The organism is Streptomyces sp. DI166 (assembly GCF_900091315.1).
Classification (GTDB): domain Bacteria; phylum Actinomycetota; class Actinomycetes; order Streptomycetales; family Streptomycetaceae; genus Streptomyces; species Streptomyces fuscus.
Window position 1 is genome coordinate 1 of the sequence record NZ_FLSP01000030.1, and the last position, 15,326, is coordinate 15,326.

The window sequence follows — 15,326 nt, forward strand, 5'->3', positions numbered from 1 at the left end:
CACCTCGCTCTCCAGGAAGGCGTCCACGGAGGACCGCCGCGCCCGGCGCCGCCCACCGCTGGGGGTCTGCTCGGCGGGAGCCGGTGCCTCCTCCAGCGCGGGCGCCTCGGGAGCCGCGACCGCCCCGGCACCGGCGCCGATCGGCACCTCCAGCACGAAGGCGCTGCCGCTCATGCCGGGCACCTCGTGGGTCTGCAGCACACCGCCGTGGGCGCGCACGATCCCGCGCACGATCGGCTCGTGCACCGGGTCGCCCCCGGCGTACGGGCCGCGCACCTCGATGCGTACGACCTCACCGCGCTGCGCCGCCGCCACGACGACCGTGTTGTCCATGTAGCCGCCCGCCGACACGGGCGAGTTGCCGGTGGCGTCGACGCCCGCGACATCGGCGACCAGATGCGCGAGCGCGGTCGACAGCAGCCTGCTGTCGACCTCGGCCTCGATGGGCGGCGCGTGTACCGCGAACTGCACCCGCCCCGGCCCGATCAGCTCGACGGCGCCGTCCACACCTGCCGCGACGACCGCGTCGAGCATTACCTTCGTACGGGTGATGCCCTCGCCGCCCGCGTCCAGCCGCTGGTAGCCGAGGACGTTGTCGATGAGGGTGGTGATCCGGGAGTACCCGGCCGAGAGGTGGTGCAGCACCTGGTTGGCCTCGGGCCACAGCTGCCCGGCGTCGTCCGCGGCGAGCGCCGCCAGTTCCCGGCGCAGTTCGTCCAGGGGCCCGCGCAGGGACGTACCGAGCAGGGTGAGGAGCTGCTCGTGCCGCCCGGCGAGCGCCTCGTACCGGTCCTTCTCCCGCTCCCCGAGCGCCGCGTACCGCTCCTCGCCCGCGGCCAGTTCCTCCGCGTGCCGCTCCTGGAGCTCCTCGACCTCGGTGACGTGCTTCTGGCGCAGCGCGGTCAGCTCGGAGGCGTGCTCCTCGGCGAGCCGCTCCAGCTCTTCCTCGTGCGCCTTCTCGGCGTCGGCCTTCTCCTGGACCAGGGCGTCGTAGGGCCGCCGGTCGGTGAAGGTCATCACGGCGCCGACGAGCTGGTCCCCGTCACGCACCGGCGCGGTGGTCAGGTCGACCGGCACCCGCTCGCCGCTCTTGGCGAACAGCACCTGCCCGCGCACCCGGTGCTTGCGCCCGGAGCGCAGGGTGTCGGCGAGCGGCGACTCCTCGTACGGGAAGGGCGAGCCGTCGGGGCGGGAGTGCAGGACGAGGGTGTGCAGCTCGCGCCCGCCGAGGTCGCTGGCGCGGTAGCCGAGTATCTGCGCGGCGGCCGGGTTGACGAGCACGATCCGCCCGTCGGTGTCGGTGCCGACGACACCTTCGGAGGCCGCCCGCAGGATCATCTCGGTCTGCCGCTGCGAACGGGCCAGCTCGGCCTCGGTGTCGATGGTCCCGGACAGGTCCCGCACGACCAGCATCAGCAGCTCGTCGCTGGCATAGCCGTAACCGTCGTAGGCCTGCTGGCCGTTCTCCAGGTTCGCGGATGTGACCTCGACCGGGAACTCGCTGCCGTCGGTGCGCCGGGCCATCATCCGGGTCGGCTTGGTCCGCCCGGCCGGGTCCATGTGGTCGGGGCGGCGCATGGAACCGGGGATCAGCTTGGAGTCGAACTGCGGCAGCAGATCGAGCAGCCCCCGCCCCACCAGCGCCGTGCCGGGCGCCTCGAAGGTCTCCAGGGCGATGGTGTTGGCGTTGACGACCGTCCCATTGGCGTTGACCAGCACCAACGCGTCGGGAAGCGCGTCGAGTATGGCTGCGAGGCGAGCAGCGCCTCGGGATGGCCTGCTGCTCACGAGACGCTTCCCTTCTGTTACCGCATCTTGCCGACCGCTCGGGCCATCTTGCCAACCGGCCCGCGACGTGTCACGCGAGGGAGTCTAAGGGCTGGGGCTGTGCCGGAGGCGCCGGATGAGAGGGAGGTCGCACGACGAAGTGACCCAGAACGTATGACCGTGTCCGAGACGCTCGACGAGACCTCCCCGGGACCTTCACCGAGCCGTGACCGCACGCTCCCCGACCGCGGGCAGCAACGGCATGAGCCGGTCCCACCGAGCGATCTCGCACCCGTTCCCCCGCCCGAACCGCGCGTCCACGGGCCGCCCGGCCCAGGTACCGGTGACATGAGCGGTGGCGGGCCCGCCGTACTGCATGGTGCAGAGGCTCCCGTCGGGAACGGGCGCGAAGAGATCCCGCCCGAAGACGGTCTCCCGGTCCAGAAGGTCACAGGCCTCGGAGACCTGGGGATGACTCCCACCATCGGGATGACAGCGGAGGACGTACCGCCCGTCCACCCCACCCCCCACGTTGTCCACGACAACGGTGAGGTGATCACCAAAGCGAACGGGAGCGGGCTGAGCGGAGGCCGGAACGGTGGAGCCCGCGACAGCCACCCCGGCCGCGAGGAGGAGGACCCGCCCCATCCGCCGGCCGGCACGGGAGGGACGGGGCGCGCGATGACTGCCCGAGGGGCGCGAGACCTGCAACATGACCTGCTTAACGCCCCGCGCGCCGGGACGTTGCGAACACGGCCCCCACCAGCGCCAAGGGCTTTGCCCCACACCCCACCTGCCTAGTACCGTAGGGGGCGATTGGTGACACCCCGCTCGACTGTGTCATCATCGGCACGCACCACTCGCGCTCGCGCGGGAGGCTGCGCTGGAGGCGTCGCCTAGTCCGGTCTATGGCGCCGCACTGCTAATGCGGTTTGGGCCTTAAAGCCCATCGAGGGTTCAAATCCCTCCGCCTCCGCCACCTGACCAGGGAGTTCGGCTCATCGGAGCTGGGCTCCCTGAGTCGCGTTCAGGGCCGCTATCAGCCGCCAGATGGCACGTTGCTGGCACCAGCCGCCGTGGGGCGATTCTGACGCGGGATGAACGCTGCGATCCGGCGCGTGGCGTCCTCCGCCATCTCCTCGGCGACGACCGCGTAGATGTCCATCGTGAACGACACCGAGGCATGCCCAAGGATCTCGCTCACGAACTTGATCGGCACGCCAGCAGCGAGCAGCATCGTCGCCGCACCGTGACGCAGATCATGGAAGCGGATCGGCGGGAGCGCTATCCGCAGGGCCACCTCGACGGCGGCCTCGGTTGTCCGGAACTTCCGTGCGATCCGCTCGGCCGGCCAGCCCTCGGCTGCCTTCGTGCGGATGTTGGCGTACCGCTCCAGCAGGATGCGGAAGCGGCTGGAGAGGTAGTCGTCCTTCAGGGCTCGGCCGTCCTCGTAGGTGAAGACGCGGCCCGAGTCCTGATAGGCCTCGCCCCACGCCAACCGCTCCTCCAGCTTGTGCTTGTGCCAGGCCTTCAGGACGCGCACGGTCTCGTCGTCGAGGGGGATCTGCCGGTAGCCGGCCTCGGTCTTGGTGTCGTCGAGGTCGTCGTCCGACTGGGACTGCAGGACGTGCAGACGCTTGCGGGTGAGACTGAGGTCTTTCTCCTCGGCGCCGACCAGCTCGCCGCGGCGCGGCCCGTAGTAGGCGTCCAGGTGGAAGGCGGGGTACAGACGCTCACCGGTGGCCTCAGCGAAGTCGAGGAACGCGCCCGTCTGGTTGGACGTCCACACCATCACCTTGGCGGGGACGACCTTGTTCGCCTCCCACACCTCGACCCGCTCGGCGGTCCACAGCAGCGGCCGGGCCCGGCCCGACTTCCGCTTGCCGCCCTTCGACCGCCAAACGCCGTCAGCCGGGTTGTCCGGCCGAATCTTGGACAGCTTCACGGCGTCGTTGAGGGCGCCGGTGAGGACGGCGTGCACGCGCTTGATACGGCCCTCACTGATCGGGCGGGTGTGCAGCCGGCGGCCGTCGCGCATGGCACGGGCCTCCTTCAAGCGGCGCAGGATCTCGCTCCTGTCGCCCTGCTCTTCCGGCCGGTTGAGCTTCCGCATGGCGGCGTACAACTCGCGCAGATGTTCGTCGGTGAGGTCGACGACCTTGATGTGCCCGAGCCCCGGCTTCCCGTACAGGTCGATCGCCTCGCGCTCAGCGTCCAACGTCGACTTCTTCAGGCCCTCGCCGGTCGCGGCCTCCGACGTCCGCCAGGCGTAGCGGCGCTCCAAGAACTCCCCGAACGTGGTCTTCCGCTCGTCATGCGCCTTCGGCTGCGCGGCCGTGCCGAGCACCTTGGCCAGCTCCGCCTTGCACTCGCGCTCGGTGTCGAACGGGCCGATGCGCGGCTGACGGCGCTTACCGTCTGCGGACTTGGGTGCCTCGTATCGGGCGTACCAGCCGCCGTGTCCCTTCTTCGACAGGTCCGGGCACTGCTTGCCGAGCAGCTTCTTTGTCTCCGGGTCTCGGCATGAACAGGATTTGTACGGTTTCACTCATCCCCCTCTGGTTTTTGCGGTGGCTCGGCCTCGGTTGTTTCCGGCGGCAGCGGCTCCATTGGGATCGAGGAGATGTCCAGTGGCGTCCCGGGCGTACCCGGCGATGGCAAGTCGGCGAGGAACGAAGTCGACGGGCCGATGGCCGGCGGTTGGAAACCAGCAGACTGCATCTGCTCGCGCAGAGTGCGGAGGTCAGCCTCGACCTCGTGCAGCCTCTCCGAGGTGAGTTGCACGATGTGATCGTCTACCGCGTCGGGGTCTGCCTCTGAACGGAAGCGGCGTAGGGACTCGCGGCGGGTGTCGGCGATGATGGACAGCCGCTTCCGGTAGTTCCACCAGTCCTCAACTAGTCGGTCGTGCTCTCGGAAGAATCGGACTCCTTGGGCATCCTGAGTCTTGAACTCGTTGTCCGTGGGCGATGTGGGGATCAGTTCCTGTTCGCCCGTGAACCACTTCAGCGCTTCCCACGTGCCGACAGACTCCCCGGGGAAGATCTCCGTCTCGGTCTCGCGCCCGAGCGGAAACAGAAGCTGGACGGGCGGGATGTTGAGGGCGCGCGCTAGTACGACCAGCTCCCCGACGGTGATCGTCTGACGTGTCCCCTTCTCCAGCTTGGCGATGACTGTGCGGTCCATCGGGAGTCCCAGGCCGGCGCATCGATCGGCCAGGGCCTGGGCGGTCAGCTTCCCGCCTCGAATATCCCGTGCCTGGCCCCGATAGTGCGCGACTCCTCGCCCGACCAGCTTGGCGATCTGTGCCGCCCATTCATTCGCGGTAAGTGCCATGACGGCACATTATCCCGACGCGATGCGACTTGACCACCCACGACGCGACACTCATACTGGCGACCATCGATCGACCGTCACGGAAGATCGGAGGAGCTTTGTCGACCGTGACAGCACATTTCCTGAGTAAGGCGCAGACTGCGGCGCTCTTCAAGGTCAGCGTGCGAACGCTGGAGCGGTGGGCTCAGGCCGGCATCGGCCCCACGCCCCTGAAGCACGGGCCGCGGCTCGTCCGATACGACAACGACGAGGTCCTCGACTACCTGCGCAACGGCGAACTCAGGGAGTCGGCCTCATGAGCGCCTGGACCCGTGCCGCGATCGAGGCGCTCGGTCCGGTCACGGATGTGCCGACGGTGGCGTCGATCCTTCTGGTCAACAAGGACACCGTGTACGCACAGATCCGCCGGGGCGAGTGGACCGCGACCCGCGTGCTCACCCTCGGCCGGAAGATCAAGATCCCGACGCGCGACCTGATCGCGCTCCTGTACGCCCCGGAGCCTGATTCGCAGGTCACCCCGGCCGTGCCAGCACAGTGCCAGCACGGCACATCTGTGCAGGTCGCAGACGTCGAACCGCATACCTCATGCGGTTGCACCCCTGCCGATTCGGCGGTGATCCGCCCTCTCCGGGGCGCATGAAGCGACCCCTCGCGTAAGCGCCGGTGATTCCAGCACCGACGACCGCGAGGGGCCCCGAAGCCCACATCCGACCGACAAGCCGACGGCCGCGAGGGAGTACCAGTCCCATATGCGCGGCCGTGTAAGGAGCTTCTGTTGAACAGACTGCCACACCAGCCGCAGGCGGGCGAGACGCTCGCCGACGAGGCCTATGACCTCCTCCTGTGGGCCGACCGGCTCACCACCGAAGAACTCACGTACCTGATGGGCCTGGCCGGCCGTACCTCCGGCCCGATGTTCCTTGAGGAAGCCCTCTCCGAGGGCAAGATCGCCGACGAAACGGTCACCGCGCTGATCGGCGACGTCTGGTCGTCCGCCGAGTTCCCGGACCGCCATCTCGACCACGACACGTGGCGGTGGATGTTCGACGTAGCTGGGTTCACGGTCGACGGCAAGCAGGCGCAGCGCCCCACGGAGCCGATCACGCTGTACCGCGGCTCAGTGCCGGAGCGCCGGACAGACTGGTCCTGGACGAGAGACATCAGGGTCGCGGAGAAGTTCGCGGCTGGTAGCCCTGGCCGTCCCCCGAGCCGCGTGTGGGTGTGCGTGGTGCCGCCCACGGCGATGCTTGCGGTGAACACCGGCCGGAACGAGGACGAGATCGTCGTCGACACCCGTGGGCTCCAGATCACGGAGTACGTCCGGTGAGGCGGCATCACGGATACCGCCCCCGCAGCGCTCGCATGCGGCACGGCTCCCGAAAGTCCGCCGCCCAGAAGCGCGCCCTGGCGGCCCCGGCCCGCAGCAGCGTCCGCGCCGAACTGCGCGCGGCCCGCACGGTGGGAACCGCCTGATGAGCCGCCCCGCAACCCGCCTCCGCCTGGCCGACACAGGCGGACGGGCGCGCCTGCACACCGCACCAACAGAAGCCACCGCCGGGGAGATCACTCACCTGCGGGCCTGCGCACAGGCCGACTCCCTCGATGTGGACGACTGGCCCGAGTACGGAAGCCTCCCCTGGCTCCAACTCCCCCCGGACGACCCGCGCGTGTACGTCGCCACCTTGGAAGCCGCCGAGTTGCACCGCATGCACGTCGAGCGGATCGCGGCCGACGCGCACACGCAGGCGTTCAACGTCCTCCGGACCGCGGCCGAGGCGCGCGCCGCCCGCAAGGGCACCATGCGCACTCGCACGCCGCACATGCTTACCCCCACCCCTGGCTGGCCACCGATCCAGATTCCCGGTCGGCCTGGCGAGTACCTCACGTACCAGGAGTCCAGCGCGTGACCACTTCGTTCGACCTCTCTCGGTTCTGCGCTCACCCGCTCGACAACGGCCGGTTGTGCGACATGACCGAGCCGACCCACGACGGCGGCCAACTCGGCCACGATTTCCTGGCACCGGATACCGACGGGCCTCTCTGGCTCTCAGACGAGCCCGCGGTACCCGCGCCCCGACGCAGCCGACCGACCCGCGTCACAACCGCGCACCGCGGTCAACTTCGCATGGCTGAGCGCTTCGTCGCCGAGCACGCCGACAACCTGCGGTACGTCCACGGGATCGGCTGGCACGAGTGGGACGGGGCGCGTTGGAAGTCAGATGAGGAACGCGCTGACATGCGGGCGGCCGTGGCCACCGTGAAGACGGCCCTGGCCAGTCTCGCCGACCTGGACAAGGAAGAGCGGGACGACCTGTACCAGGACGCCCGCAAGTCCGAGTCGGCGGCGGGCCTGGAAGGAATGCTCCGGATCGCGTCCGCCCTGCCTCCGATCTCGACGGCATCGAGGCGGTTGGACGCCGACCCGTACCTGTTCAACACCCCAAAGGGCACCCTCGACTTGCGCAACGGAGCCGTGCTCAAGAACAACCGCGAGCACCTGATCACGAAGGTGGCAGGGGGCCGGGTGGGGGGTCGGCCCTACGACGAGTGGGAGACGTTCCTGAAGCGCATCCTGCCCGACGAAGAGGTGCGGGCTTTCGTGCAGCGCCTGTTCGGCTACGCCCTGTTGGGCAAGGTCACTGAGCACGTGATGCCGATCTTCACGGGGGCGGGGGCGAACGGCAAGGGCACCATCCGTGACGCCGTGATGGCCGCCTTCGGCGACTACGCCATCGAGATCGACCCGGCCATGCTCATGGAGTCGAAGCACGAGCGGCACGGCGCCTTCAAGATGCGGCTGCGCGGCGCCCGCCTGGCGTTCTGCTCCGAGACGGAGAAGGGCCGCAAGTTCGCCGAGGCCACCATGAAGCGGCTGGTGGGCGGTGACCAGATCGAGGCCAACCTCATGCACAAGAACCCGATCACCTTCGATCCGTCACACACCCTGATCATGCTGACGAATCACCTGCCGGCCGTATCCGGCGACGATCCCGCAGTGTGGCGGCGCATCTTGGTCGTGCCGTTCGATGTGGTGATTCCCCCGGAGGAGCGGGACGGGGAACTGCCCGAGCGTCTCAAGAGCGCATCGGATGCCGTTCTGGCCTGGCTGTACGAGGGGTGGCTGAGCTACCAGGACCAGGGACTGAATCCGCCTGAGGCCGTGCGCGCCCGCACCGAGGCGTACCAGGCGGACAGCGACGCTCTGGGACGGTTCCTGGCCGAGCGGACCATCGAGAGCCCTCACGGGGTGGTGAAGGCGCGGGAGCTTTTCACGGCCTGGTCCGCCTGGTGCCACTCCAGCGGGCTCAAGGACGACGTGGTCGGCACTGAGGTGACGTTCGCTGCCTCTATGCGGGCGCGCGGCTTCGAGAAGAAGCGGAGCGCGAGTGGCCAGACGTACCGCGGGTTGATGATCGCGGGCTCGGATGAGTCCGAGGAAGAACCCTTCTGACCTGGGCGAGTGTAGGGATGTGCAGGGTTTCCCGGTTTCTCCATAGGCGCGCACGCGTAGCGAGTTTCGGAAAACCCAGCACAACCCTGCACTCGTCACCGACAAGCAAGATCACGCGACGGTCGCAGGAGTACAGGTGATCGACACTAAGCACTGGCTGAAGCAGGCAGCGCGCATCCACCAGGACGCCGAATACACCTACTCCCACCTCGCCCGCGACCTTGCCGACCGGCTCGGCTGGACGGCCGCCCTGAACGTTGCCACGGCCCTCCGTAGTCACGTCTACGGCTGGCCCAGCAGCAACGAACTCCACACCGCCGTAAAGCCGCTGTACGACCGCCTCGGCTGGGAGCAGTCGGCGCTCCTCTGCTGCTGGTTCCGCGACGCACGCAACCGCCCCGGAAGGCGCCCCGGCGGCTGGCCCGCTGCCGCAACCCCGACACCCAAGGAGTCCTCGTGACCGAACCCAGCACGTCCCACGTGGAGCAGCAGGTACAGGCCCGCATCGCGGCGGCCCGCATCAAGGTCCAGGCCGCGCGGGAGCGGCGCGAGGAACTGTCGGCCGCTCGTCGGCGCGGCCTCGCTGCCCGGCACGCGAACAAGCTGCGCCGCCTCGCCGAAGCCGAGCAGCGCCAGGACGACGAGCAGCAAGACCACTGAGACTCCGGCCGTCGACCGGCGGCCGGCCAACCGAGAAGGAGCAACACCATGCAGCACACCGGCGCTTACGGCGACCGCCTCCAGATCAAGGCCGCACAGGGCGAACTCCACGGCGAGCAGCGCCTCACCATCGAGATTGAGCGCGGCACCATCGGCGTGTTCACGCCGGCCGAGGCCCGCCTGATCGCCGCCGATCTCATCAAGGCCGCCGACGACACCGACGCCGCGGCGCAGGAGGCGGCCAGCCCTGACGGCGAGTGCCACAACCACGAGTGCGGGCTGGTCAGCAGCAGGCTCGTCCACGTCGACCACTGACCCGCACAACGGACGGCCGCCCCGCGGGAACCGGGGCGGCCACCCGGCCAACATCCCACACCCTTGGAGGAGACCGAGCATGACCGTTTCTGACCTGGACGCCAAAACCCGCGTCGCTCTCGCGCTCGCCCAGGGCGCCACCTCCGACAAAGCCGGCGAAGCAGCAGGCGTATCAGGGCGAACCGTCCGAAGGTGGCGTGAAGACCCCGCCTTCGAAGCACAAGTGCAGGAAGCCCGGCGGGCGATCCTCGCCGAGGCCGTCGCCGCACTCGGTGTCGCAGCGAAGGACGCCGTGGCCACCCTGCACGCGGCCCTGGCCGACGACTCCGCGAACGTCCGTGTACGCGCCGCCAGCGTGCTCCTGTCCAGCCTGCCGTCCCTGACCGAGCACCTGGAGCTCAGCGAACGCATCGCAGCCCTGGAGGCCGCTCTCAGCCCCGAAAGGACAGCAGCATGACCGGCAAGCTCACTACGCGCCTGGAGCGCCTCGAATCCCGGGTGGGTGCCGTCCCGGACCTGGCCGGCGAAACCCGGCAACACGGCCCGCTGCTGTGGTCGGTGCCCGGCTGCCGCGCCTACGCCCGCGACACCGCGACCGGCGCCCGCCTGACGGTCGTCGGCGGCCCGCAGCCCCTCGTGTACGAGGTGCCCGGCGTGACCCTTGCGGACCTCTCGTGAGCGCGCGTGGGCTGCGGCAGCGCCTGGACCGCCTGGAGCGCGGCACACCGTCGGCGCAGGCCCTCGGCGTCGAGGTGCTCGCCCTGGTCGACGCGTACATCGAGGACGGCGGCGACCTGGCCGAGCTGCTGCCGCTGTTCGGTCTCGCACCCGGAGGGGAGGCGAGCGAGACGTGAGCCGTCGATTGTCCGCACGGATGGACCGGATCGAGCGGGCCGTAATCCCGGTGGCAGGCGGCGCCGAGTGCCGATTCCACTCCGTGTTCTGCCAGTTGGGTGCGGTGTGGCCGCTGGATCGTGCCGTGGTCGATCCGGCGGGCGTGCAGCTGGACGAGTTGCGTGACCTGCAGGCGCAGGGGCGTCGCGCCGCCGGCCTCCCTCCTCGGCCGCATCCGCGGGAGTTGTGGGCGGTCGACCGGCATGAGCGGGTTCCTGCGGCGGAGCTTGCCCAGCGGGAGCGCGAGGCGGCCGAGGCGCTGGCGGCTGCGCTGGCCCGTAACGCGGCGATCGAGGCCGAGCTGCGGGGTGAGCGCCGTGGGTGACAGCCACGTCGAGGCCGAGGTGCAGCGGCGCATCGCTGCGGCGAAGCGGGAGGCCGAGCAGCGGAAGCAGCAGCGGGCAGAACTCGCAGCGGCCCGCCGGCGCGGCCTCGCGTTCCGGCAGGCGGCCCGGCTCCGGAACCTCGCCGCAGCCGCGTTCGACAACACGACTCCAGCAGCGTCCGGCTGCTGAACACGAAGGAGAAAGATCAGCATGGCGAAGACTCTCGGACTGCCGCGCGTCACCCTCGTACCCGACGACCTGCCGGAACCGGTACGCGAAACCCTCGGCTCGTACTACGCGGCCCGCGCCCGGGCTGCGGAGCTCGGTACCCAGCTCGACCGGACGCCCTGGAACGGGCCCAAGGCCGCAGAGCTCGGACCGAAGCATGAGGCTGCCCTCGCGGAAGCCGTGGCGGCGCATCAGCAGCTGTCCGCGGCCACTGTCGCGCACGGGCGGGCGATCTCCGACTTTGCGTCGGTGCAGTTCATCGCGCACATGGAGCGTATCCGTGAGCTGTTGGCGGAGGCGGAGAGGGAGGCGCGGGCTGCGGCGGGTTCGGCCAGTTTGGCGGTGGCTGCGGCTGCGCGTCGTGGGCGGCCGGTGCTGGATCCGGGTGAGAGCGGTGAGGCGCAGCGGTCGGATGCGCGGCGGGCGGCGATGAGTTTGGCCGGGCGGTTCCGGAACATGGGCGGCGAGCTGCCCGAGGGTGTCTGAGGTCGGAGGAGGAGCGGGATGAGTGGTCAGTGGAAGAGGGTCGATCCGAAGCCGTGGGAGCGTGCGATGGCGGCGAGGGCTGCGGGCCGGGCGCCGGAACCGGAGGACCTCGAGGAGGCGCGCCGGCGGGCTCGGCCGGGTGACACCCCGGGCTGGGCCGAACTGGTCGCGGCGAAGGTGATGGGCGAGTCGGGGCGGAAGGTGGTACCGCAGCCGGCCGAGCCGCCGGCCGAGCCGGAGAGCAGGATGGTCCGCGAGCTGAGGCGCCGCTTCGGCACACCGGAGGCGCCGCCGCCCGCGGCGTGACATGAGGCGAGGCCCCGACCGAGCGGATGGGTCGGGGCCTCTGCCATGGGCAGGCTACTGGTCGGCGCTGACAGCGGCTCGCGCGACGCTTGATGACCACCATCTGCCGCCGCCTACGCCCGGCACGCCGGCCTCGTTCAACGTGGCTGCGATTGCGCGCCAGCTCCGGCCGCCCGCCCGCTCGGCGGCGATGCGCTTCCGGACTTCCGGGGGCAGGGGTGCGCGTTGCCGGTTGAGGTGGCGTACCCCGCGGCGGCCCCTGAGCCGGGCTGTGGGGACCGAGGCGGCGAGGAGGACGGCTTTCCCCCAGTCGTCCAGCGGTAGGACGGCACAGAGCCGCTCGGCCGTCGCAGTGGACGGCGGGCGTAGTTCGGTCTCGATGCCGTGCAGTTGGCCGTAGCCGACGCCTGCGAGGGCGCTGAGTTGTCGGCGGGTTAGTCCAGCGTTGAGGCGGGCGGTGCGCAGCAGGGCGCCGACGCCTACGAGGGTGGGTGTCCAGCGGGGTGAGGGCGGGTGGGATGCCATGCCGCACAGCATCCCTACGGGAAGGATTTGCAGGCAAGAGGTTCTCGTAGCCTTCGATTCGAAGGCGACTGAGGCTGGTCACCGTCTGGGTGTGGAGCTGCTGGCCAGCTACATCGGGCAGGGCACGCACCTCTGACAGCGCCGGTCACCGGAAGGGGCGGGCCTCGGTGCCCGCCCTTTCTCGCTCGCCCGCGCGGGCCACACCCGTCTTCGGCAACCGTGGCGATATCGCAACGGTTGGCCCACGACCGCGTGGGCCGCACCCTCGACGGCCAGCCGCACTACCCCTGCGGCGCACGAGATCGTGGCGCTGCACGTGGCGGTGGCAAGGGCGGCGGCCATTGCCGCGTGACCTGCGCTACCCGCGCATGGGCCTGGTCGTCTGCGGACGGCCGGGCCCTCCCGCGTGTGCGACCGGCGTCGGCGTAGGCACCGTCCATCGCGAGCTTTCAGGTGTTCCAAATGGAACACCTGCCACACAGAGCGTGATGGGCACGGACGGGCGCGTCTACAGCGAGTCACGACCCGCGGTGTATCCGGGCCCGGAACCCGGTCCGCGGTTGAGGACACAAGCTTTCACTAGTCAGGAGGTGGGATGACATGGCGGAGACCGAGCGGCTCGACGGCAGGGACGGTGCGATCTGGTCGGCGTATGTCGGGGGTGCGACGCAGGAGGCGATCGCGGCCGAGCACGGCATCAGTCAGCAGCGTGTGTCTCAGGTGCTCGCCGAGGTGCGCGACAGCATCGGCGACGGGGCGCGGATGGATGCCGCGCTGCTCGCTGCGGAGCGGGCTGACGCGCTGCTCGCCGTCGGACGGCCGCCCGCCTCCAGCCGGGCTCCACAAAGACCCGGCCGAAGGAACCTGCGCTGGCCGCCCCAGACGGGGGCGTAGGGACGGCCAGCAGCCTGCGCCGGGGCGGGCGTTCAGCGGTGCCGGTGGCAGCGGCAGTCGCAGCGCAGCGTCATGATGGGCGCCTCCCACACGGGGGCGCCGTCGCGCTTGATGACCTTCGGGCCGGTGCACAGGCGGCACATGCCGCGATGGCACTCCGCCGACATCTCGGCCGCGGTGCGCTTCACAGCGGAAGGTCGGCGAGCGGCGTGAGGTTGTGTGTCTTGCGGCACGGCCCGCATGCGAACAGGCTCGCGCCGGGGCCGGAGCCCTGCTCGATCGCCCGGATCAGGCGCACGCCACGCGCGTAGCTCTGGTGCCAGGCGCACCAGCCCCAACTCGTGGGGGTGGTGGCGGGGGTTCCGGGCTGCGTACTCTCGGCCATGTCGACTCCAACCAGTCGGCCACGCCCGGGGCCGTGTCCAGCGGCCGCCGGGGTTGATTGTCCTGGCCAGCGTCTTGTGACTCCTGGTGTCGACTCGATCCCCCACCGGTAATCTCACCGTGGGATGGATTCCCATCCCGTCCGCGATACCGGGAGCCGCGACATGGGGACCGCGTTAGAGCCGATCGAACTTCCCGACTGGGCATGGGAACGGGCCGAGGTCCGCCAGGCCCTCAAGGCCCGCGACATAGGCGCCGTGTTCCGGCACGCGCAGCAGTACGCCGGCGCCAGCCAAGCCCGCATCGCCACCGCGACCGGCATGACGCAGGCCCGCGTCTCGGAGATCATCAGCGGCCGTCGTGAGGTGTCGAGGCTGGACGTGTACGAGCGGATCGCTGACGGCCTCCACATGCCCGACGATGCCCGGCATCTCCTCGGCCTGGCCGCGGGCCGGGAGCGGCGTGCGGGCGGGGCCGCGTTCGACCTGGCCGCGTTCCCGGAGGTCGTGCGCGTGTACGCCGCGCAGAACTCCGCGGCCGGGGAGATTCAGCAGCAGGCCCGCAGCGCCGCGGAGTTGGACGTTCTGGCGGTGCGTGGGCTCGGGCTGATCGGTCTCAACGACAGCTTGCTGCGCGCCTGTCTGCCGCGCGAACAGGGCGGCAAGGGCCTCAGGGTCCGGGTGGCGCTGCTCGACCCCGACAGCGATGCTCTGGCCCGGCGTGCGGCGGAGATCGGGGAGTCCGCCGAGTCCCTCGCGTCCGGGGTGCGGCTCGCGGAGGCGCGGCTGAGGGAGCTCGCCGAGGTCGGCGATGTGGGTGTGTGGCGGTACCGGATGCTGCCGACGTGGCGTGTCATCCGCACCGACCAGACGATGTTCGTCGGCGCGTTCGATGCCGGGTGGGAAGGCCACGAGAGCGCGCTGTACAAGGTGATGGAGACACCGCACGGCCCGCTGTTCCGGGGGTTTCGGCGGATGTTCGATGCGGTCATCGACGGCGCGCAGCGCACGATCTGACGAGTAGGGGAGGGACCGCAGGTGATCGAGGCGGAGCTGAAGGCGCGCGTGCACGCCCCCGAGGCCGTGATGCGGCGGCTGGAGGAACGAGCCGTGGCGCGGGTTGAGGTGTACCGGGATACGTATTTCGACCGGCCGGACGGCTCGCTGGACAAGGCCGGGCAGGAGCTGCGGGTGCGGACCGTGCACAGCGCCGACGGGACACGGACGGTGCTCACGTGGAAGGGCGCGGCTGTCGATGCGGAGTCCGGGTCGAAGCCCGAGCACGAGACGCGGGTCGAGGACGCCGAGCAGGCGCATGCCATCCTGCGTGGTCTCGGCCATGTGGAGGTGATCGCGTTCGAGAAGCGGTGCCGGAACTACGAGTTCGAGGCGCGCGGCCGGCGGATGCTGGCCACGCTGGTGCGGGTTCCGGAGATCGACGGCACGTTTCTGGAGGTTGAGACCCTCGTCGCCGAGGAGGAGTTGGCGGCTGCTCTGGAGGATGTGCGGGCGGTGCTGGGGGAGCTGGGCATCGGGGCGGGGGATCTGACCAGGGAGACCTATACGGGTGCGGTGGCGGCCCGGCGGGGCTGAGCCCGGACATGCGAGCGGCCCCCGTCCTCGGCGTTCGAGGCGGGGGCTGTGGCCTTGCAGGGGAGGGAGGCTGCGGAGGGGAGGCCGGCACCCCCGGAATCGGGGGTCTGGACGTCTCTCTGACGCTGCCTCCCTTGCCTCCCTGACTGGCCATTTCCGCAG

Annotated in this window: 26 protein-coding genes and 1 tRNA gene; 20 read left to right on the top strand and 7 right to left on the bottom strand. The window is 70.2% G+C overall.

Features of this window, described 5'->3' with window-relative positions:
- Together GA0115233_RS16635 and GA0115233_RS16640 are read right to left on the bottom strand one after the other, a co-directional pair.
- A partial coding sequence (locus GA0115233_RS16635) for a PAS domain-containing protein (RefSeq protein WP_141689516.1) occupies positions 1-1,788 on the bottom strand: 1,788 nt, incomplete at its 3' end.
- A gap of 195 nt (positions 1,789-1,983) precedes the next feature.
- Positions 1,984-2,481: an SSI family serine proteinase inhibitor gene (locus GA0115233_RS16640; protein WP_093721014.1), complete on the bottom strand. Its 498-nt coding sequence runs from the start codon at positions 2,479-2,481 to the stop codon at positions 1,984-1,986.
- A 171-nt stretch (positions 2,482-2,652) separates the two neighbouring features.
- On the opposite strand from GA0115233_RS16640, the gene GA0115233_RS16645 reads away from it, so the two are divergent.
- Positions 2,653-2,746, top strand: a tRNA-Ser gene (locus tag GA0115233_RS16645).
- Positions 2,747-2,806: 60 nt separating this feature from the next.
- Here GA0115233_RS16645 and GA0115233_RS16650 read toward each other — a convergent pair.
- Positions 2,807-4,315, bottom strand: coding sequence for a site-specific integrase (locus GA0115233_RS16650; RefSeq protein ID WP_093721015.1), 1,509 nt, complete (start codon positions 4,313-4,315; stop codon positions 2,807-2,809).
- Complete coding sequence (locus tag GA0115233_RS16655) at positions 4,312-5,103, bottom strand: helix-turn-helix domain-containing protein (protein ID WP_141689517.1); 792 nt, start codon at positions 5,101-5,103, stop codon at positions 4,312-4,314. The genes GA0115233_RS16650 and GA0115233_RS16655 overlap by 4 nt, the downstream gene beginning before the upstream one ends.
- 107 nt (positions 5,104-5,210) lie before the next feature.
- Between GA0115233_RS16655 and GA0115233_RS16660 the strand changes: the two genes are divergently transcribed.
- From GA0115233_RS16660 to GA0115233_RS16730, 16 genes are all read left to right on the top strand, one after another.
- Positions 5,211-5,402 (top strand): helix-turn-helix transcriptional regulator, encoded by a 192-nt coding sequence (locus GA0115233_RS16660; protein ID WP_093721017.1) that lies wholly within the window; start codon positions 5,211-5,213, stop codon positions 5,400-5,402.
- Positions 5,399-5,743 (top strand): helix-turn-helix domain-containing protein, encoded by a 345-nt coding sequence (locus GA0115233_RS16665; RefSeq protein ID WP_093721018.1) that lies wholly within the window; start codon positions 5,399-5,401, stop codon positions 5,741-5,743. The genes GA0115233_RS16660 and GA0115233_RS16665 overlap by 4 nt, the downstream gene beginning before the upstream one ends.
- 135 nt (positions 5,744-5,878) lie before the next feature.
- The gene (locus GA0115233_RS16670) at positions 5,879-6,430 is read left to right on the top strand and encodes a hypothetical protein (RefSeq protein WP_093721019.1); all 552 of its coding nucleotides are present in this window, start codon (positions 5,879-5,881) and stop codon (positions 6,428-6,430) included.
- Positions 6,427-6,576 carry a hypothetical protein gene (locus GA0115233_RS41020; protein ID WP_176711809.1) on the top strand — a complete coding sequence of 50 codons (150 nt, stop codon included), beginning with the start codon at positions 6,427-6,429 and terminating at the stop codon, positions 6,574-6,576. Before GA0115233_RS16670 ends, GA0115233_RS41020 begins: the two co-directional genes overlap by 4 nt.
- Positions 6,576-7,010, top strand: coding sequence for a DUF2742 domain-containing protein (locus tag GA0115233_RS16675; RefSeq protein WP_093721020.1), 435 nt, complete (start codon positions 6,576-6,578; stop codon positions 7,008-7,010). Before GA0115233_RS41020 ends, GA0115233_RS16675 begins: the two co-directional genes overlap by 1 nt.
- A gap of 218 nt (positions 7,011-7,228) precedes the next feature.
- A complete protein-coding gene (locus tag GA0115233_RS16680) occupies positions 7,229-8,554 on the top strand; it encodes a DNA primase family protein (RefSeq protein WP_176711810.1) in 1,326 nt (441 codons plus the stop codon).
- A 136-nt stretch (positions 8,555-8,690) separates the two neighbouring features.
- The gene (locus GA0115233_RS16685; RefSeq protein WP_093721022.1) at positions 8,691-9,014 is read left to right on the top strand and encodes a hypothetical protein; all 324 of its coding nucleotides are present in this window, start codon (positions 8,691-8,693) and stop codon (positions 9,012-9,014) included.
- Positions 9,011-9,214: a hypothetical protein gene (locus GA0115233_RS16690; protein ID WP_255310230.1), complete on the top strand. Its 204-nt coding sequence runs from the start codon at positions 9,011-9,013 to the stop codon at positions 9,212-9,214. The genes GA0115233_RS16685 and GA0115233_RS16690 overlap by 4 nt, the downstream gene beginning before the upstream one ends.
- A 48-nt stretch (positions 9,215-9,262) precedes the next feature.
- On the top strand, positions 9,263-9,529 hold the full coding sequence (locus tag GA0115233_RS16695; protein ID WP_093721023.1) for a hypothetical protein: 267 nt from the start codon (positions 9,263-9,265) through the stop codon (positions 9,527-9,529).
- A 79-nt stretch (positions 9,530-9,608) separates the two neighbouring features.
- Complete coding sequence (locus GA0115233_RS40185) at positions 9,609-9,986, top strand: hypothetical protein (RefSeq protein ID WP_107406439.1); 378 nt, start codon at positions 9,609-9,611, stop codon at positions 9,984-9,986.
- Complete coding sequence (locus GA0115233_RS16705) at positions 9,983-10,207, top strand: hypothetical protein (RefSeq protein WP_093721025.1); 225 nt, start codon at positions 9,983-9,985, stop codon at positions 10,205-10,207. The genes GA0115233_RS40185 and GA0115233_RS16705 overlap by 4 nt, the downstream gene beginning before the upstream one ends.
- Entirely contained in the window at positions 10,204-10,383 is a 180-nt protein-coding gene (locus GA0115233_RS16710) for a hypothetical protein (RefSeq protein WP_093721026.1), read from the top strand. The genes GA0115233_RS16705 and GA0115233_RS16710 overlap by 4 nt, the downstream gene beginning before the upstream one ends.
- Positions 10,384-10,403: 20 nt before the next feature.
- A complete protein-coding gene (locus GA0115233_RS16715; protein WP_093721027.1) occupies positions 10,404-10,748 on the top strand; it encodes a hypothetical protein in 345 nt (114 codons plus the stop codon).
- The gene (locus tag GA0115233_RS16720; RefSeq protein ID WP_141689518.1) at positions 10,741-10,938 is read left to right on the top strand and encodes a hypothetical protein; all 198 of its coding nucleotides are present in this window, start codon (positions 10,741-10,743) and stop codon (positions 10,936-10,938) included. The genes GA0115233_RS16715 and GA0115233_RS16720 overlap by 8 nt, the downstream gene beginning before the upstream one ends.
- A gap of 21 nt (positions 10,939-10,959) precedes the next feature.
- Positions 10,960-11,463: a hypothetical protein gene (locus GA0115233_RS16725; RefSeq protein WP_093721029.1), complete on the top strand. Its 504-nt coding sequence runs from the start codon at positions 10,960-10,962 to the stop codon at positions 11,461-11,463.
- Positions 11,464-11,481: 18 nt separating this feature from the next.
- Positions 11,482-11,769, top strand: a complete 288-nt coding sequence (locus GA0115233_RS16730; protein WP_141689519.1) for a hypothetical protein — start codon at positions 11,482-11,484, stop codon at positions 11,767-11,769.
- Positions 11,770-11,823: 54 nt separating this feature from the next.
- Here the strand turns inward: GA0115233_RS16730 and GA0115233_RS16735 are convergent, their stop codons facing one another.
- Positions 11,824-12,294 carry a helix-turn-helix domain-containing protein gene (locus tag GA0115233_RS16735; RefSeq protein WP_176711811.1) on the bottom strand — a complete coding sequence of 157 codons (471 nt, stop codon included), beginning with the start codon at positions 12,292-12,294 and terminating at the stop codon, positions 11,824-11,826.
- Between the two features lie 600 nt (positions 12,295-12,894).
- On the opposite strand from GA0115233_RS16735, the gene GA0115233_RS16740 reads away from it, so the two are divergent.
- Positions 12,895-13,188, top strand: a complete 294-nt coding sequence (locus GA0115233_RS16740) for a hypothetical protein (protein WP_093721032.1) — start codon at positions 12,895-12,897, stop codon at positions 13,186-13,188.
- A 32-nt stretch (positions 13,189-13,220) separates the two neighbouring features.
- Here the strand turns inward: GA0115233_RS16740 and GA0115233_RS41025 are convergent, their stop codons facing one another.
- Positions 13,221-13,376: a hypothetical protein gene (locus GA0115233_RS41025; RefSeq protein ID WP_176711812.1), complete on the bottom strand. Its 156-nt coding sequence runs from the start codon at positions 13,374-13,376 to the stop codon at positions 13,221-13,223.
- Complete coding sequence (locus GA0115233_RS16745; protein ID WP_093721033.1) at positions 13,373-13,573, bottom strand: hypothetical protein; 201 nt, start codon at positions 13,571-13,573, stop codon at positions 13,373-13,375. Before GA0115233_RS16745 ends, GA0115233_RS41025 begins: the two co-directional genes overlap by 4 nt.
- Before the next feature lie 163 nt (positions 13,574-13,736).
- On the opposite strand from GA0115233_RS16745, the gene GA0115233_RS16750 reads away from it, so the two are divergent.
- Together GA0115233_RS16750 and cyaB are read left to right on the top strand one after the other, a co-directional pair.
- Positions 13,737-14,588, top strand: a complete 852-nt coding sequence (locus GA0115233_RS16750) for a helix-turn-helix domain-containing protein (RefSeq protein WP_093721034.1) — start codon at positions 13,737-13,739, stop codon at positions 14,586-14,588.
- A 21-nt stretch (positions 14,589-14,609) separates the two neighbouring features.
- Positions 14,610-15,164 (top strand): class IV adenylate cyclase, encoded by a 555-nt coding sequence (gene cyaB / locus GA0115233_RS16755; RefSeq protein WP_093721035.1) that lies wholly within the window; start codon positions 14,610-14,612, stop codon positions 15,162-15,164.
- Positions 15,165-15,326: the final 162 nt, after the last annotated feature.

What these genes read in the sequence shown, in the direction of transcription:
- GA0115233_RS16640 (WP_093721014.1), bottom strand. Translation starts at nt 2,481, where the DNA reads ATGTTGCAGGTCTCGCGCCCCTCGGGCAGTCATCGCGCGCCCCGTCCC.
- GA0115233_RS16655 (WP_141689517.1), bottom strand. Translation starts at nt 5,103, where the DNA reads ATGGCACTTACCGCGAATGAATGGGCGGCACAGATCGCCAAGCTGGTC.
- GA0115233_RS16665 (WP_093721018.1), top strand. Translation starts at nt 5,399, where the DNA reads ATGAGCGCCTGGACCCGTGCCGCGATCGAGGCGCTCGGTCCGGTCACG.
- GA0115233_RS16675 (WP_093721020.1), top strand. Translation starts at nt 6,576, where the DNA reads ATGAGCCGCCCCGCAACCCGCCTCCGCCTGGCCGACACAGGCGGACGG.
- GA0115233_RS16680 (WP_176711810.1), top strand. Translation starts at nt 7,229, where the DNA reads ATGGCTGAGCGCTTCGTCGCCGAGCACGCCGACAACCTGCGGTACGTC.
- GA0115233_RS16695 (WP_093721023.1), top strand. Translation starts at nt 9,263, where the DNA reads ATGCAGCACACCGGCGCTTACGGCGACCGCCTCCAGATCAAGGCCGCA.
- GA0115233_RS40185 (WP_107406439.1), top strand. Translation starts at nt 9,609, where the DNA reads ATGACCGTTTCTGACCTGGACGCCAAAACCCGCGTCGCTCTCGCGCTC.
- GA0115233_RS16705 (WP_093721025.1), top strand. Translation starts at nt 9,983, where the DNA reads ATGACCGGCAAGCTCACTACGCGCCTGGAGCGCCTCGAATCCCGGGTG.
- GA0115233_RS16715 (WP_093721027.1), top strand. Translation starts at nt 10,404, where the DNA reads ATGGACCGGATCGAGCGGGCCGTAATCCCGGTGGCAGGCGGCGCCGAG.
- GA0115233_RS16725 (WP_093721029.1), top strand. Translation starts at nt 10,960, where the DNA reads ATGGCGAAGACTCTCGGACTGCCGCGCGTCACCCTCGTACCCGACGAC.
- GA0115233_RS16730 (WP_141689519.1), top strand. Translation starts at nt 11,482, where the DNA reads ATGAGTGGTCAGTGGAAGAGGGTCGATCCGAAGCCGTGGGAGCGTGCG.
- GA0115233_RS16735 (WP_176711811.1), bottom strand. Translation starts at nt 12,294, where the DNA reads ATGGCATCCCACCCGCCCTCACCCCGCTGGACACCCACCCTCGTAGGC.
- GA0115233_RS16740 (WP_093721032.1), top strand. Translation starts at nt 12,895, where the DNA reads ATGGCGGAGACCGAGCGGCTCGACGGCAGGGACGGTGCGATCTGGTCG.
- GA0115233_RS16745 (WP_093721033.1), bottom strand. Translation starts at nt 13,573, where the DNA reads ATGGCCGAGAGTACGCAGCCCGGAACCCCCGCCACCACCCCCACGAGT.
- GA0115233_RS16750 (WP_093721034.1), top strand. Translation starts at nt 13,737, where the DNA reads ATGGGGACCGCGTTAGAGCCGATCGAACTTCCCGACTGGGCATGGGAA.